The organism is Ignavibacteriales bacterium (assembly GCA_026390775.1).
Taxonomy (GTDB): domain Bacteria; phylum Bacteroidota; class Ignavibacteria; order Ignavibacteriales; family Melioribacteraceae; genus Fen-1258.
This window is the reverse complement of record JAPLFF010000007.1, coordinates 651,342-666,762: the sequence shown is the minus strand read 5'-3', so window position 1 is coordinate 666,762 and position 15,421 is coordinate 651,342. Positions and strand designations below refer to the sequence as shown.

The window sequence follows — 15,421 nt, the reverse complement described above, 5'->3', positions numbered from 1 at the left end:
CTGTTAGCGTTTAGCTATTAGCAATTTTTATTAAAAGTCCATTTAACATTTTTTTTATTTCGTTTATCTCGATTATCAGCTCTTTAGAATGAGATTCATTCAAATATTTTAAATCAGTTGATAATGTAAGTAAGTATTCCGTTTCACTAGTTGATCCAGCTGATATACTTATATACCTTGCGAAATCTTTCTCTGTTTGTTTACCACAGCCTTCAGCAATATTAGTTGGTATTGAAGCCGCAGCTCGTCGTAATTGAGAAGTGATTCCATACAATTCCTCTTTTGGGAAAGACTTAGTTGTCTTATAAATGTTAAGTGTGAACGCATGAGATCTTTCCCAAATTTTTAATTTTCTAAAATCTCTCATAATACCCTCCCATTTAATTTTTAAGAAGCTAAAAGCTAATGGCTAAAAGCTAACTGCTTAATAATTTTTTGAGTTATCTGTTCTGCAGTAAATCCCTCATACTCCAGAACGTCATTTAATAAACCCGGCTTGAACCATTTGTTCATGAAAGCAAAGGGAAGAACATTAGCAGTTTTTCTGTTTCGTAAAAGCACTTCGGCTAGAATTGAATATAGTCCGCCGGTTATAAAATGATCTTCAATAGTAACAATAAGTTTGCATTCATCGACAGCTTTCAAAATTGCATCTTCATCAATCGGTTTTGGTGTGCGGATGTTTATAAGTCTAACAGAAACGCCCGTTGATTCTAAAATCTCTTTTGCTTTGAATGCTTGTCCGAAAAGAAATCCATAAACAAGAATTGCTACATCTTTTCCGTCGCCAAAAATTTCTGCTTTACCAAATTCAAATTTGCCGTGCTCTACAACCGGTTTTGTATTGTTATAACGTATGTAAAATGGGGAAGAGTATTCAAAAATTTTTGGTAAACATTTCAGCATGTCATCTTCGTCTGCCGGACAAAATACATTTACATTCGGGATGCCGCGCATGATAGAAACATCTTCTATTGCTTGGTGAGTTGGTCCGTTGCCGTCTGATAAAAATCCTGGAACAGCGCCGACAATCTTAACCGGCAGATTTCCGATTCCAATATCTGTTCGTATAAACTCAAATGCGCGCATAGTTAAGAATGTTGCAAGTGCATGAACGATTGGAATTCTACCGCGTAATGCTAGTCCTGCTGCCATTCCGATTAATGTCTGTTCCGTTATTCCGGTATCGATAAAATTATTTTTGATTTTAGCCGTAATGTTTCTCATTGCCGCTCTGTTTTCGGAAGTCATGATCATGTAGCGATCATCTTTATTGACCAGTTCAAATATTAAATCTTCGTAAGTCATCTTATCTCGCCACAATAGTTTTTGAAGTTAACTTTGTTCTTTTACTGCCGTGAAGTTCTTTTAACAGTTGTTCAATCTCTTCTTCTTTGAAATTTACGAACCACCGGTCAGCTCGCTTTTCAATACTTGGTAAACCTTTACCTCGTACAGTCTCAGCAATTACTACCGAGACTTTATTTTTCTCAAATGGGATTTTCGAAAAAGTTTTCTTCATTTGTTCAAAATTATGTCCGTTAATTTTTTTTACTTTACATCCAAACGACTCCAATTTTTTATTTAACGGTTTAAGTGGGATCAAATCTTCAGTCTGCATGTTAGCCTGAAAATGATTCCGGTCAACAACTATATAAAGGTTATCAAGTTTATATGCAGAGGCAACAAGCAAGCCTTCCCACATGGATCCTTCGTTAAGTTCTCCATCACCAACAACAACCACAATTTTATTTTTCTGTTTACGTAACTTGCAATCAATTGCAACACCCATTGCAACTGAAAGATTATGTCCGAGTGAACCGGAATGAAACTCAATGCCGGGAATTTTACGGTTAGGATGCCAGTAAATGTTGTCGGTTGTCTTAAGATGATTCTTTAATCTTCCTTCTTCAAGCCAGCCAAGCTCAACATAAGTTCCGTAAAGAGCAGGAACATCGTGTCCTTTCGAAAGGAAAAAATAATCACGTTTCGGATCTTGAAAATTTTTTGGTGAGACATTTAAAAATTCTTTGTAGAGATAAACGATAAGATCGGTACATGATAATGATGCGCCGATAAAACATCCGCCGCTGCCGCTCATTCGAATAATATGCTCACGTACACGTAAAGCCGTCTGCTCAAGATCTTTTAATTTTTTCTTATTCATTTTTCTTGATTTTATTTTTGTATTCGTCAATGTGAGTTAATTCATCAAGATGGTTTTCATACCAGTATTTACCGAGATACTGCTGATTTATTTCTGCGATTTCCGGTTTTTGTTTCAGCAAAGTTAATATATCGTTCAGACTAAAAGCGGGATTATTTGAATAGAGTTCATCATAAACTTTTCTTATGAACTCGTAATCTTCCGGGAAATCAATCGTCCATCTATGAGTAGAAGAAAAATCACACCCGGTTTCCCAAGTAACATTTCCAACACAAAAAACATCTTGGTGTTCCCAAATAAACGGGGTTGTATGCTCACGTTCGTAATCTTTTGTTGCATCTTTCCATGCACACTCAAGTGATTCGAAAGAAAATATTTCAACGTCATTTCCATCAGGATAAGTTGCCGGATGTAGATTACTAACAAAATCAAACTCATCGGAATTAATGTAATGCTTAATAACTTTATCAATCACTTTAGGATCTATGAGAGGACAATCGGAAGGAATTTTTACAACAGCTTCTGCATTAAATTGTTTTGCAACCTGGTAATGCCGGTCGAGAAGATCCGTTAGATGTCCGCGTGAACAAATTAAATTATTTTGATTACATAAAATTTCAATCTTGTCATCATCGGCGTTTGTTGATGTAGCAACTATTACATTACCGACAAGTTTTGCTGCGTTAACACGTTCAATCATACGGATCAAAAGCGGTTTACCTAATAACGGCAGCATCACTTTACCGGGCAACCGGGTTGATGACATTCGTGCTTGTATGACTGTTATAATTTTCATCTTATATTAGAATTGTACTCAAAGTTTTTGCGAATCTCATTTAAGGAAGTGTCCGGATAATTAAGTAAATGTTTTCCAATCCGTGCAATTTTTTCTGCTGATGTTCCGTTGTTTTGAATCGGCATCATTCGTTTCAGGTCTTCAATATTAAAAGCGGAATGAACTTCTTTGCCGAACAAAATGCCTACATAAACTGTAGAAGAAAATTGAGTGATCAATGCATCGCAGTTGGCAATCATGTAATTGATATTTCCGCTTGTGTAGATCAGGGCGCCGGGTGCATATTTATTAATCTCTTGTGTTGCGCGTTCAATATTTTCGTTTGGATGCAGTTTGAAAATAAGCTGCCGCCCTGCTGCAATTTTTACGCAATCGTTGATCAACTTTTTTCTGTTCTCAACTTTATAAGTTTCGCGCGCATCGGAAGTTGCTACAAGGACAAAATTTTTGTGCGGGAAGTCGCTCTTTGTGAATTGCTGCAGGTTATCAAAGTTCGGAATTCCGGTTACAATAATTTTCTCCGGCTTAACACTTTTCCGGCGGATAAAAAAATCTTTATAACCTTCGGAAGCAACGCAGAATAAAGTATATTGATCCGACATTCCCATTGTTGAAGTGCTTGCAAGCCAACGCGGAAGTTTGAGATACTTAACTATATGAAAAATTAATGTTTCCGGATCGGTCATACCTTCCTGAACAAGAATTACTTTTTTCTTGCGGATGTTTTTAGGCATGATCAAATCAGCGCATGTATATATCAAATCATAATCATAGCTGACTCCGCGGTAATCAAGTTTAAGATTATTTTTACGAAGGTAGTCTTCTGTTTTCAGCCGGAATTGTCCGTTGAGAATTGAAAATTTTATATACCCAATGCTGACAAGATAGTTTATAAATCCATCGGTGTAGTATGGTGTAAAGAAACAATTGAAATCTTGCAAGTGTTGCGAGATTTGGTGCATCATCGAAGTCTGATTAAGTGATCCGCAAATGAAAAGAATTTTCTTCTTATCCATGTTCATTCAATAGCTATTTGTAAAAACACTGCAAAATTAGGATTTAACTGTTACTAAATTGTTAAAAATTGGTTAACAAATTGTTAAGAAGAGAAATTTTACAAAGATTTAGTCAATTTTTTCTCATTCTTTCAATATAAATTTAATTATTTCCTGTCTAAGATGGATATTGAGTTTGTAAACGAATTGAAAGATTCAAAAGCTTTATTTATTATGTCACATCAAAAATGAAAGCATTAATAATGAAAGTTACATCACCATCTGTTTTAGTTTATGGAGCGAATGGATACTCTGCGAAATTAATTATTGAAGAACTGATTTCTAGAGGTATAAAACCAATTCTTTCCGGAAGAAATGAACCAGCATTGAAAGAACTTTCTCGTAAATATGATTGTGAATATAAAGCGGTTGATCTTTATGATAATGAAAAATTAGATGCCGCATTAAACGGAGTACATACTATTTTAAATTGTGCAGGTCCGTTTAAGTTCACTGCAAAAGAAATAATGGAAGCATGCTTACGATGCAAATGCAACTATCTTGATATAACCGGAGAGATTCCGTCAATGTATCTGGCATTTTTCTTATCTCAAAAAGCGAAAGAGGCGGGAGTTGTATTCTTACCAAGTGTGGGATTCGATATTATTCCCTCTGATTGTCTTGCCAAGCGATTAAGCGAACAAATGCCGGATGCAACATATTTGAAATTAGGATTTTCAAACAAGGGAGGAAAAATTTCTCGCGGAACTTGGTTAACAACTTTGGAATTTCTTGGCGGAACCGGAAGAATACGCCGCGATGGAAAAATGATAGAATCAAATATTGGCGAGTTTACGGTTGATATTAAAATAAAAAATTTTTCGTTTTGCGGACTTTCAATTCCGTGGGGCGATGTTTATTCATCGTATCAATCAACAAAAATCCCAAATGTGGAAGTTTATATTGCTTTGCCGCGACTAATGGTTAAAGCAAAATCACTTGTTCTTTTCTTTTTGAAAATTTTAAAGATGCCTTTAATGAAAAATATTGTAGCAATATTTATGAAGAAAACTTTAACGGGTCCTAATAAATCAAAACGCGATTCGACTAAAACGTATATCTGGGGCAGAGTAGAAAACTCAAAGGGTAAAATGATTGAAGAAGTTTATCAAGTTATGGAAGGATACAATCTAACCGCAATTGGAGCCGCTGAGAGTGTAGAAAGAGTTTTGAAAAATACACTTAAACCCGGAACCTACACTCCGTCACTTGCATTCGGAAGTAAGTTTATGGATCAGTTTGTTATTGAAAGAATTATTTAACAAGCTCTCCTTCTTTATATTCTGATGAGGAAATAATTTTTCCATTTTCATCATACATAAAACATTTTCCATCAAGCAAATTATTTTTATAAATGCGGAAATCGGAAAGATTACCGCTTGGGAAATAATATTTTGTAATTCCGTCTTTCAATCCGTTATGATATTCTACTTCAGCATTTAGCAATCCGGACTTTGAATAGAATTTTACAATTCCGTTTAGTTTGTCGTTTCGGTAAATCTGTTCGGATTCAACTTCTCCGCTAAGATAAAAAGTTTTTGCTGAACCTTCGCGCAAATTATTTGTGTAGTTTTCTTCTGACGTTTTAACACCATCTTTATCAAATTTTGTCGTCATCCCGTTCTTCATATTGCTAATGTATTGTGCAATCTCAGCAAGAGTTCCACCGTCGTTGTAATATTTACTTTCGCCTTCTAAAGAACCGTGCTTATAATTTAATTCAGCTTTGATAAATCCGCTGGCGTAATATTCTTTTATTAATCCGTCAAGTTTTCCTTCTCTGAAAGTAACTTGTCTTTTCAATGTACCTTCATCCCAGTATTCATCAAAATTCTCTTCCACTTTACTGACCTTAGCGCCGTAATCAAATCGTTTGCGCTTAATGATTTGACCGTTTTCGTAGGTATCTATTACTTTAATCTTACCGTCGGGATAATAGAGGTAAGATATTCCTTCGAGTTGATCGTTCTTGTAATTTGCATCTAAAGCAATTGTTCCAAAATCATAATAGACTTTGCTTTTCCCCTCAAGTTTATCATTAACATAATTACGTTCTACTTCAACTTTTTCATTTTCAAAAAATATTTTTGATTCACCGTTGAGTTTACCATTCTTGTAATTCCAGACCGCCTGAAGTTTACCGCTTTTATAATAAGTGTTGCTAAAACCGTCTTGAACATCATTCACATAAACCGGTTCTGCCCAAAGCTCGCCTGTCTCATAATACCATTTGGATTTCCCTTCGAGCTTTCCGCTGCGGTAATTCCATTCCATACTTTTCTTACCATCTTCGAAATACCAAACTGAAAGTCCTTCTTCCTTTCCGTTTTCAAAATTCCATTCCTTCCAAAGTTTTCCGCTTTCATAAAATTCTTTATATAGACCATTCCTTACACCGTTATCAATTGTGCCTTCGGATTTAAGTTTACCGTTTGAATAATATCCTCTTTTGATCTCACTCTGAGCAGATAATAAATACGGGACGATCAAGAATATTATTGCAATAAAATATTTGATTTTATTTATTTGCATCATTTCGCGTAAAAATTTTGTACCAAATTAATCACAAAAAAGTTAATGTGAAATGGATAAGAGTTGATTAAATTTACAGTAATAAAAGAGAAAAACAATGTTCACGACAAAAGTGAAAGTCTATTTTTATGATGCCGATCCGGCAGGGATTATTTTTTATGCAAGTTTATTTAAATACGTTCACGCTGCATACGAAGATCTTATGAGAAGTTTCCACACCGAAAGAGATTATTTTTTTGATAAGGAATACATCTTGCCGATCATTCATGCTGAAGCCGATTATGTTAGACCGATAAAAGTTGGCGATGAACTTCGAATTGATGTTATTGTTAGTCTTCTAAAAAATTCTTCTTTTGAAATAAGTTATAAATTTTACAAAAATGACGGTACATTTACAGCAATTGCCAAAACCGTTCATGTTTGTGTGCTGAAAGAACAATTTAAAAAGATTGAGTTGCCAAAAGAATGTTACGATAAGTTAAAATCTAACATAGCTTAAGTTGTTTTAATAGTTCAGTTCTATTTGCTTTTCCCATTTCATTTCTTGGAATTTCATCAATAATAAAAAAACGCTTGGGAATTTTATACGAAGCAATTTTCTCTTTAAGAAAATCTTTTATCACATCTTCTGAAATAGTTTCTGATACAATTGCTGCGCAAACGATTTGTCCCCATTTTTTATCTTGAAGAGCGAACACAAATACATCTTTAACAAATGGATGTTTTTTTATTGCTAATTCAACTTCATATGAAGTAATATTTTCTCCGCCTGAAATTATCAGATCGTCCCGGCGAGATTCGATATAAAGATAACCCTCATTATCTATTCGCCCAAAATCGCCAGTGAAGTACCATCCGTTTTTAAATTTGCTGTTGGTTGATAGTGAATCGTTGTAATATTCCTTAAAAAGAGATTTTGAAAAAACAACAACTTCGCCAAAATCATTCTTGTTCTTGCTCATGATCTTGATCTTGTTCTGTCCGATAAGTTTTCCTGAAGAATCCGATTTAGATTTTATTTCATCCGGATGAAGTGCTGTTATCATAGAACACGTTTCCGTTGAGCCGTAAACTTTTACTATCGGCCATGATTTTTTTACAGCTTCCGTAATTAATTCGGTTTGAGAAGGACTACCTCCAAGAAAAACATATTTGAGATTTTTGTTGGGGGAGATATTCTCTTTGAGTAAACGATCTAGAGTTGTGGGCACTAATGAAATATGTGTAGGGTCTGACTGTTTGATTGTTTGATTGATGTCTTCAAATTTTGGAGATGCAGGGAATACAACTAAACTACCAGATAGCAATGACCGGCAAAGAATCATGAATCCGCCGATATGATATAACGGTAATGAGGCGAGCCAAATATCTCCTGATGATAATTGAGCGAAAGAATCTAATGCTTGAGCACTTTCGTACAAACTTTGAAATGAATGAACAACTGCTTTAGGGTTTCCTGTGCTGCCGGAAGTAAACATTATTAATGCAGAATTATGAATTTTGAATTTTGAGTTATGAATTATGAAATTATGATTTCGTGTTTCATGTCTCATAATTATGTTCATGTTGAGTACGTTCTGAAAATTCAAAGTTGAGAATTGTAATTTGAGAACATCGTCAATAATTAAAAATTTTATATCAGCAAGACGGATTTCATTTTCAATTTCATTTGTTGTCTTTCTTGAATTTAGAGGAACCGGAATAGCCCGTATAAACCATAGTGCATTTACTAATACAAAAAAATCATAAGTGTGTCTGCATAAAATCCCAACATGATCATTTTCTTTAATATCTAATGTCAGCAGATAATTAGTTGTCAAATTGCTCGCTTCAAAAAATTTTTGATATGAAACAAAACTTTGCTCTGTTTGGATTGCTCTGTCGTTTGGGCGTTTAGCTGCTTGTTCGTATAACCAATGTTCTTTATTGCTAATCGTGATCATGTGAACTTCAAATTAAACTGTGGCGGATAGTTTTCGAGAGTAAAAGTAATCTTTCCTTTTTCTACTTTGAACGAATCTGCACAAATATCTTTCTCGAAAAATTCTGATGTATCAAGTCCGTGAGCAAAATTATGATTTGTAATTGCGGCAAGTAAAGCCAATCCGCTTTTCCCAACTGCACTTTCGAATGAGGACGAGATAATTACTTTTTTATTTTTCTTTTCAGCTTCTTTAATTATTCTAAATGAAGAAATTAATCCTCCTAACACCATCGGTTTTATAATGATTATTTCGATCTTGCTGTTATTTATAATTTCTAGAGCCTCACCTATAGATATCAGCGATTCATCTACTGCAATTGGAATTGGTGAAACTTCAGCAAGCTTTATTAATTTGTTCAAATTAGTACACGGTTCTTCAATGTATTGAATGTTGGAAGGAGAAAGCCGTTCTAAATAATTTTTTGCATCTTCAAATTTCCACTTTCCATTAGCATCTAAACGAATTGTAATACTCTTGCCGAATCGTTTTCTGACTTCATCTATTAATATAATATCATCTTCAAAATTTTCTCTGCCGATTTTAATCTTAAAAGTGTTATAACCGATTTGTAGTTTTTTTTCAATCGCAGTAAAAATATTTTTGCTTTCTCCAAATCCAAACACAGCATTTACATTGATTTCTTGTTTAGTAGCGCTAAAATATTCCTCAATAAATTTTTTATTTCTTTTTATTATGAGACTTATTAGTGCCTGTTCAAGAGAAAAACGAACAGACGGAACCAACTCGAAAGTTGAGAGTTGATCATTGATCATTGAAAGATCTTCCTTAAGAAATAGATTTGCAGATTTGGATTTTATTTCCGATAAATTTTGGATTAGATCATTTTGAGTTTCTTTACTAAATCCGGAAAGTGGAGAAGCTTCACCGAAAGATTGATTTCCTAATTCATCACGTAGAGAAATAATAAATCCGTTTCTTTGTTTAATTATTTGAGCTGAAGATCGAAAAGGAATTTTGAGTTGAAGTGAAAAAGGGAAGTATTTGAAATCTTTTATTATCATAAAAGAATCCCGGCTGCAAATAGCAAACCGTACAAGGCAGATAATTTAGCCGTTAATTCAAGTGTCTTATTCAATTCTCTGCCGCGTAAAGTAAAAATCATCCGAACTAATTTGATTGATAGAGGAAGAGAAAGGAGAGGGAGAAATATCAAAAGACTTTTCTTAAATGTGAAATAAACAATAAACAGAATTGTATAAGAGACAATCATAAAAAAAACATATTGAATACGGGTGAATTTATCTCCAAAGATAACAGCAAGTGTATTTTTTCCGTTCGAGTGATCTTCTTCGCGATCGCGGTAATTATTTACAACTAAAATATTTGTTATAAGCGCACCAACTGGAATTGATGACCAAAATACCATTGCAGTAATTTCATTTGCCTGAACATAATATGTTCCTACCGTGCCGACAAATCCAAAAAATATAAATACTGCGATATCACCAAGACCGTTATAAGCAAGCGGAAACGGTCCTGCGGTGTAAGCTATGCCGGCAACAATAGAAAAAATTCCAATTAGTAAAATGAAAATTCCGCCAAGATAAACCAGATATAATCCAAGGATGAAACTCAATCCAAACGTAAAATAAATTCCAAGTTTCATTTCATACTTGGATAATAAACCTGAAGCTGTTGCGCGTTGAGGACCAACTCTATCTTTTTTATCTGTACCGTGTAAAAAATCAAAAAGATCATTTACCAAATTCGTTCCTATCTGAATTAACAGTGAACATAACAATGCAACAAGGGCTGCTATTGGATGAAATACGCCATCTCGGAGAGCTATAGAACTACCAACTATTACAGGCATAACTGCTGCAGCTAATGTTCTTGGACGGCTTGCAAGAATCCATGCATCAAATTTTGAAATTGTATTTGTCTGTGTTTGGATCATAACAATTATGGCACTCTAGGAAATTTTTTGAAATCCGGTTTGCGTTTTTCGTTGTATGCGTTTCTGCCTTCTTGCGCTTCATCGCTCATGTAATAAAGTAAAGTTGCATTGCCGGCAAGCTCCTGAATTCCCGCTTGTCCGTCAAGTTCTGCATTGAATGCGGACTTAAGTAGTCGAATTGCAAGCGGACTTTTTTCTAAAATTTCTTTTGCCCATTTAATTCCTTCTTCTTCAAGTTTTTTAACCGGGACAACTTTGTTAACTAAACCCATATCAAGCGCTTCTTGAGCATTATACTGACGGCACAAATACCAAATTTCACGCGCTTTCTTTTGTCCAACAATTCGTGCAAGATAACTAGTGCCAAAACCTCCGTCGAAACTTCCAACCTTTGGTCCGGTCTGTCCGAAGATTGCATTATCAGCCGCGATAGTTAAATCGCAAACAACTTGAAGTACGTGCCCGCCACCGATTGCATATCCGGCGACAAGTGCAATCACCGGTTTGGGAATACTTCGAATTTGTTTTTGAACATCAAGAATGTTAAGACGCGGCACGCCATCTTTTCCAACGTAACCTTTATTACCGCGGATTGATTGGTCTCCGCCGGAACAGAATGCATACTTACCATCTTTTGCCGGACCTTTTCCAGTTAAGAGAATTACACCAATACTGTTATCTTCACGCGCTTCAGCGAATGCATCATAAAGTTCAAGAGTTGTTTCAGGTCTGAATGCGTTTCGTTTTTCAGGACGGTTGATTGTAATTTTTGCAATTCCGTCCATCTTTTCATAAATAATATCTTGATATTTTTTAACGGAAGTCCACTTGTAAATCATATTCACCTTTCAATTGAATTCAAAAAATCTAAAACAAATTTAGTAAAAAGCTCCGGCTTTTCTAAGTGAACATTATGACCGCATCCAGGAATTGATTTTTGAATCGCTTTAAGCAGTTTATTTTTCATCTCATTGTTAATATCAGTGTATTTTTCATCTAGCTCGCCGCTTAATAGTAGAACGGGAAATTCGAGCAACGGAAGTTTTCCCCACAAGTTGGGCATCAATCCGGGGCTGAAACTGGAGAGACTATTTGCTAATCCTGTTGCATTATTTTGATTCCGTAATTTTTTTTCATGTTCAAAGTGTGGAAGTTTCTTCAAAGATTCGAAAAGTGGAATGCTGAACCAGTATTCGATAAATGATTCGACACCTTCGTTTTTTATTTTATCTGAAAGAAGAAAATCAAATTCAACTCTTTCTTTCTTTAGACCGAAATCTTCAATTCCGGGCGATGTGCTTTCTAAAATAGCGGCTTTAATCTTTTGAGGATTTTTGAAACTATAAGCGAGAGCAGCTCTTCCGCCCATCGAGTAACCCGCAATAATAAATTTTTTAATATTAAGTTGATTAATTATAGAATCAATTTGGCGAACGATTGCGTGACAAGAATAGAAATCTTGATTTTCCGGTGAATCAGTTTCACCATGTCCGACAAGATCAATTGCGATCGGAAAAAATTTCTTTGGGACTTTATCAAAAATAAATTGCCAATCGGTGGCTCTTCCAGTAAATCCGTGCAGAAAAACTATTGGTGTCTTTTCATTACTAAAATCGGATTCATTGATAAGAAGATTAAATTGAATATCGTCAACTTTTAATTTCATTTATATATAAATCTACTTCGTTTGAAACAGCTTTCCAATATTTATCTCTTAGTCCCTTTGATTTTTTTGCGTTAGTACGAATTTCAAGAACAGTGATCTTTTTATTCTTTTTCGAAGAACTGATGGTAGAGCTAAATTCCTTCCAATTTTTAATACGGATAAATTTTCCTCCATAAGCTTTAACCAATTTAGAAAGATCAAGTTCCAACGGGGTTAAGAAATTTTCGAGAAGAAATTCTTTATAATCCGATATTGGTAATGATTCAAAAATTCCCCCTCCGTTATTGTTAATAAGAACTACAGTAAGAGGAATTTTGTATTTAATTGCATTATGAAGACCGTTCATATCGTGATAGAATGCAAGATCTCCAATTAAAAGATAAGTTGGTTCTTTCGATGTTTTTGCAATACCAAGAGCAGTAGAATTTATTCCGTCTATACCACTGGCGCCGCGGTTTGAAAATATATTTATGTTCTTATTATTTGATGAAGCAAAAAAATCTATATCTCTAATCGGTAACGAGTTTGAGATCATCAGATTGGATTTTTTGGGTAATGATTTGATCAATTCATTAGCTATTCTTCCCTCGAACGGGAATTCTGCATTGAAGAGCAATTTATTTTTTAATTCCGCTGCTTTATTATTCATTACTTGAAGATCAATTAACCAGCAACTGTCTCTCTTTATGTTCCTTCCAATATTTTTTAGAATAGAAGAACAAAATTCAGTCGGATTAATTGCGAAGATTTTTTTTGCTGAATGGGATGGATCGTTCCTATCTCCGAATTCGTTAACTAATATTTTCTCCGCTTTAGAGTTTTTAAAAAATTCCAGCAGGACATTAGATGTAGGAGTTCCTCCGAACTGAATGATTAATTTCGGATCAAAATATTTCTGAAAGTTTTTAATTCGGGCAAATGCTGTAAAATTATCAATGAAATATTCTTTTGAGTGACTGCCAAACCTTAATGAAGATGATCCGTCAGCATATATTGGATAACCGAAAGTTTTTGAGAACTGAACAAGTTTCTTTGTAAAATCTTTGTTATAATTATTTGAGCCGACTAATAGGATTCCGCGTTCAATACTATTAAGTTTTTTAATAAGCGAATCAAAATCTATTGCAACAATTTTCTTTTCATTAAGAACTAAAGAAGATTTTGAAAATATTTTTTGGATTTTAGTTATCTCAATCTTATCCGTATAACTTCTAGGCTCAAAAGGTTTCTCGAATGAAAAATTTATATGAACGGGACCTTTATCCAATAGACTTGAATTTAAAATCAGTTTATCAGCTAAATCACTAATATAATTTAGATTTTTAAGATTAGGCAAACCGGCATCGGCAAAATAACGAATGTGATTCTTAAAAATATTTTGCTGATTAATAGTTTGGTTCGCACCGCTGTTTCTAAGAGCAGGCGGGCGGTCAGCAGTACAAATTATCAAGGGAACACGCTGGTAATATGCTTCGATGATTGCCGGGTACAATTCAGCAACGGCAGTACCCGATGTGGTTACAACAGCAACCGGCGATTGAGTATTCTTCGCAATTCCAAGTGCAAAAAAAGCAGATGAACGTTCATCAACAATAGGAAAAAGATTAATTGATTTGTTAGATGCAAAAGCAAGAGTCAGCGGTGTACTTCTTGAACCGGGTGAAATGCATGCATAGCGAACGCCAAGCTCGGCAAGTTTATGGACAAATACATCACACCAAAAAGTATTACGATTTATTGATAGTTTCATTTGTGAATAGAGATAATATTGGTCTTAGTTTTAATTCTGTTTCGTTGAACTCAGATAAACTTTCTGAACCTGCAACAATTCCGCATCCTGCAAAAGCGCGTAAGAATTTTTTGTGTAATAAAGCAGATCTTAATCCGACAATAAATTCACCTTCATTTTCAAGATTGAACCAACCTAAAACTCCGGCATACATTCCGCGATCGAAATCTTCCAATTCGTTAATAGTTTTTAAAGCTTCGGTCTTTGGCATTCCGCAAACGGCAGGTGTAGGGTGAAGTAATTCTAACAAAGAGAAAATACTTGTATCATGTTTTAGTTTTGCCCGTATCTGTGAATAGAGATGCTGAATATTTCGATATTTTTTTATTGACGGCTGTGAATCGAAAAGGATTTTTTCCGTAACGGGAGTAAGCTGTTCAAGATAAAAATCAATTACACTTTTATGTTCTGCTAAATTTTTTTTGCTTTGAAGAAGTTCTTGTGTGTAATTATCGTCCTCGTCTTTAGTAGTTCCGCGGGGGATTGAACCGGCAAGTGCATCAGTCTCTATAAATCCATCAGATATTTTAAAAAGTTTTTCCGGGGAAACGCCGAAAAACACCGAATCGCCATTCCGATAAGCGAAGGTATAACAATTTTCAAAATTCTCTTCCAATCTTTGAAGAAGAAAAAAAATGTTATGCGATTCGATAAATTGCAAATCCTTGCATCGCGCAAGAACAACTTTGTTTAATTTGCCCGCGGAAATCTTTCCTAAAGCAGAATTTATTTGATTGGACCAGTTATGAATTTCTGAATCCGTAGAATTATTTCCAAAAGGTACGGGTTCTGAATCATTCATAGTCTCTGTTTTATATTTTAGATCAGCCATTAGACTAGCAATAATATCGTCTGTATTCTCATAACTAAAAACGTCTACCAAGAAATTAAAAGTAATCGAGAATTCATCATTCATTTTTAGAAGAAGAATCTTAGGTATAAACCATTTTTCGGTATTAAAATTTTTCCACATTAAATCATTTTTTGAAGAAGGGAATTTAATTCCGCCAACAAATAATGGATGCTTTAATTTCCGCGATGAATTTGAATAAACCCGCGTTGAGAAATCGTTCAAGAACTCATTTTTTGACACTGAATTATTTAACGGGAAAGAGAATATTTCTTTATAGGCAAAAAATGAAAATACTTCATTCGGCTGAGACCAATAAAACGAGATTTCATGATTGTTGATAAGATCTGTTATTAAACTTTTGTAATCTTGTTCAAGAATTAGTTGTGTATAACTTATAACAGATTCTTGTGATAATTCTTTCAATTTTAAATTGCCCATAAACTCTATAAATTCTTTTCGATTTATCATATAAGTTGGTTTAGAATCACATTTTTTTATTTCGATAATATAGTTTTTCTGCTTATAGATTCAAACTCATACATATTATATAAAACTTTATTGAACAATAAAACTTTTTATCATTCAAATCCAAATTAAAAAATATTATGTCTTTTTAACTTCATCCGAATTTATTTTGACTGGAAGGTTAGTTAAATTGTT

At 34.3% G+C, this 15,421-nt stretch carries 15 protein-coding genes; 2 read left to right on the top strand and 13 right to left on the bottom strand.

Annotated elements, in window-relative coordinates; translation table 11 throughout:
- Positions 1–10: 10 nt before the first annotated feature.
- The 5 genes from NTZ27_08155 to NTZ27_08135 are packed head-to-tail and all read right to left on the bottom strand — an operon-like array spanning position 11 to position 3,979.
- On the bottom strand, positions 11–367 hold the full coding sequence (locus tag NTZ27_08155; protein ID MCX6174705.1) for a four helix bundle protein: 357 nt from the start codon (positions 365–367) through the stop codon (positions 11–13).
- Between the two features lie 35 nt (positions 368–402).
- Positions 403–1,308: a hypothetical protein gene (locus tag NTZ27_08150; GenBank protein MCX6174704.1), complete on the bottom strand. Its 906-nt coding sequence runs from the start codon at positions 1,306–1,308 to the stop codon at positions 403–405.
- A 1-nt stretch (position 1,309) separates the two neighbouring features.
- Positions 1,310–2,167, bottom strand: a complete 858-nt coding sequence (locus NTZ27_08145; protein MCX6174703.1) for a thiamine pyrophosphate-dependent enzyme — start codon at positions 2,165–2,167, stop codon at positions 1,310–1,312.
- A complete protein-coding gene (locus NTZ27_08140; GenBank protein MCX6174702.1) occupies positions 2,160–2,963 on the bottom strand; it encodes a glycosyltransferase family protein in 804 nt (267 codons plus the stop codon). The genes NTZ27_08145 and NTZ27_08140 overlap by 8 nt, the downstream gene beginning before the upstream one ends.
- Entirely contained in the window at positions 2,960–3,979 is a 1,020-nt protein-coding gene (locus NTZ27_08135) for a hypothetical protein (protein MCX6174701.1), read from the bottom strand. Before NTZ27_08135 ends, NTZ27_08140 begins: the two co-directional genes overlap by 4 nt.
- A gap of 227 nt (positions 3,980–4,206) precedes the next feature.
- Between NTZ27_08135 and NTZ27_08130 the strand changes: the two genes are divergently transcribed.
- The gene (locus NTZ27_08130) at positions 4,207–5,280 is read left to right on the top strand and encodes a saccharopine dehydrogenase NADP-binding domain-containing protein (GenBank protein MCX6174700.1); all 1,074 of its coding nucleotides are present in this window, start codon (positions 4,207–4,209) and stop codon (positions 5,278–5,280) included.
- Here NTZ27_08130 and NTZ27_08125 read toward each other — a convergent pair.
- Complete coding sequence (locus NTZ27_08125; protein MCX6174699.1) at positions 5,273–6,550, bottom strand: toxin-antitoxin system YwqK family antitoxin; 1,278 nt, start codon at positions 6,548–6,550, stop codon at positions 5,273–5,275. The two genes, NTZ27_08130 and NTZ27_08125, sit on opposite strands and share 8 nt — an antisense overlap.
- A gap of 97 nt (positions 6,551–6,647) precedes the next feature.
- On the opposite strand from NTZ27_08125, the gene NTZ27_08120 reads away from it, so the two are divergent.
- Positions 6,648–7,049, top strand: coding sequence for a thioesterase family protein (locus NTZ27_08120; protein ID MCX6174698.1), 402 nt, complete (start codon positions 6,648–6,650; stop codon positions 7,047–7,049).
- Here NTZ27_08120 and menE read toward each other — a convergent pair.
- Genes menE through NTZ27_08085 form a run of 7 tightly spaced genes read right to left on the bottom strand, consistent with a single transcriptional unit; the run spans position 7,036 to position 15,199 of the window.
- Positions 7,036–8,493 carry an o-succinylbenzoate--CoA ligase gene (gene menE / locus NTZ27_08115; protein MCX6174697.1) on the bottom strand — a complete coding sequence of 486 codons (1,458 nt, stop codon included), beginning with the start codon at positions 8,491–8,493 and terminating at the stop codon, positions 7,036–7,038. The genes NTZ27_08120 and menE overlap by 14 nt on opposite strands.
- Positions 8,490–9,557, bottom strand: coding sequence for an o-succinylbenzoate synthase (gene menC / locus NTZ27_08110; protein ID MCX6174696.1), 1,068 nt, complete (start codon positions 9,555–9,557; stop codon positions 8,490–8,492). Before menC ends, menE begins: the two co-directional genes overlap by 4 nt.
- Positions 9,554–10,453 (bottom strand): 1,4-dihydroxy-2-naphthoate polyprenyltransferase, encoded by a 900-nt coding sequence (locus tag NTZ27_08105; protein ID MCX6174695.1) that lies wholly within the window; start codon positions 10,451–10,453, stop codon positions 9,554–9,556. Before NTZ27_08105 ends, menC begins: the two co-directional genes overlap by 4 nt.
- 5 nt (positions 10,454–10,458) lie before the next feature.
- Positions 10,459–11,292, bottom strand: coding sequence for a 1,4-dihydroxy-2-naphthoyl-CoA synthase (gene menB / locus NTZ27_08100; protein ID MCX6174694.1), 834 nt, complete (start codon positions 11,290–11,292; stop codon positions 10,459–10,461).
- A gap of 2 nt (positions 11,293–11,294) precedes the next feature.
- Positions 11,295–12,119, bottom strand: coding sequence for a 2-succinyl-6-hydroxy-2,4-cyclohexadiene-1-carboxylate synthase (menH, locus tag NTZ27_08095; protein ID MCX6174693.1), 825 nt, complete (start codon positions 12,117–12,119; stop codon positions 11,295–11,297).
- Complete coding sequence (menD, locus tag NTZ27_08090; protein ID MCX6174692.1) at positions 12,103–13,869, bottom strand: 2-succinyl-5-enolpyruvyl-6-hydroxy-3-cyclohexene-1-carboxylic-acid synthase; 1,767 nt, start codon at positions 13,867–13,869, stop codon at positions 12,103–12,105. Before menD ends, menH begins: the two co-directional genes overlap by 17 nt.
- The gene (locus NTZ27_08085) at positions 13,847–15,199 is read right to left on the bottom strand and encodes an isochorismate synthase (GenBank protein MCX6174691.1); all 1,353 of its coding nucleotides are present in this window, start codon (positions 15,197–15,199) and stop codon (positions 13,847–13,849) included. The genes menD and NTZ27_08085 overlap by 23 nt, the downstream gene beginning before the upstream one ends.
- Positions 15,200–15,421: the final 222 nt, after the last annotated feature.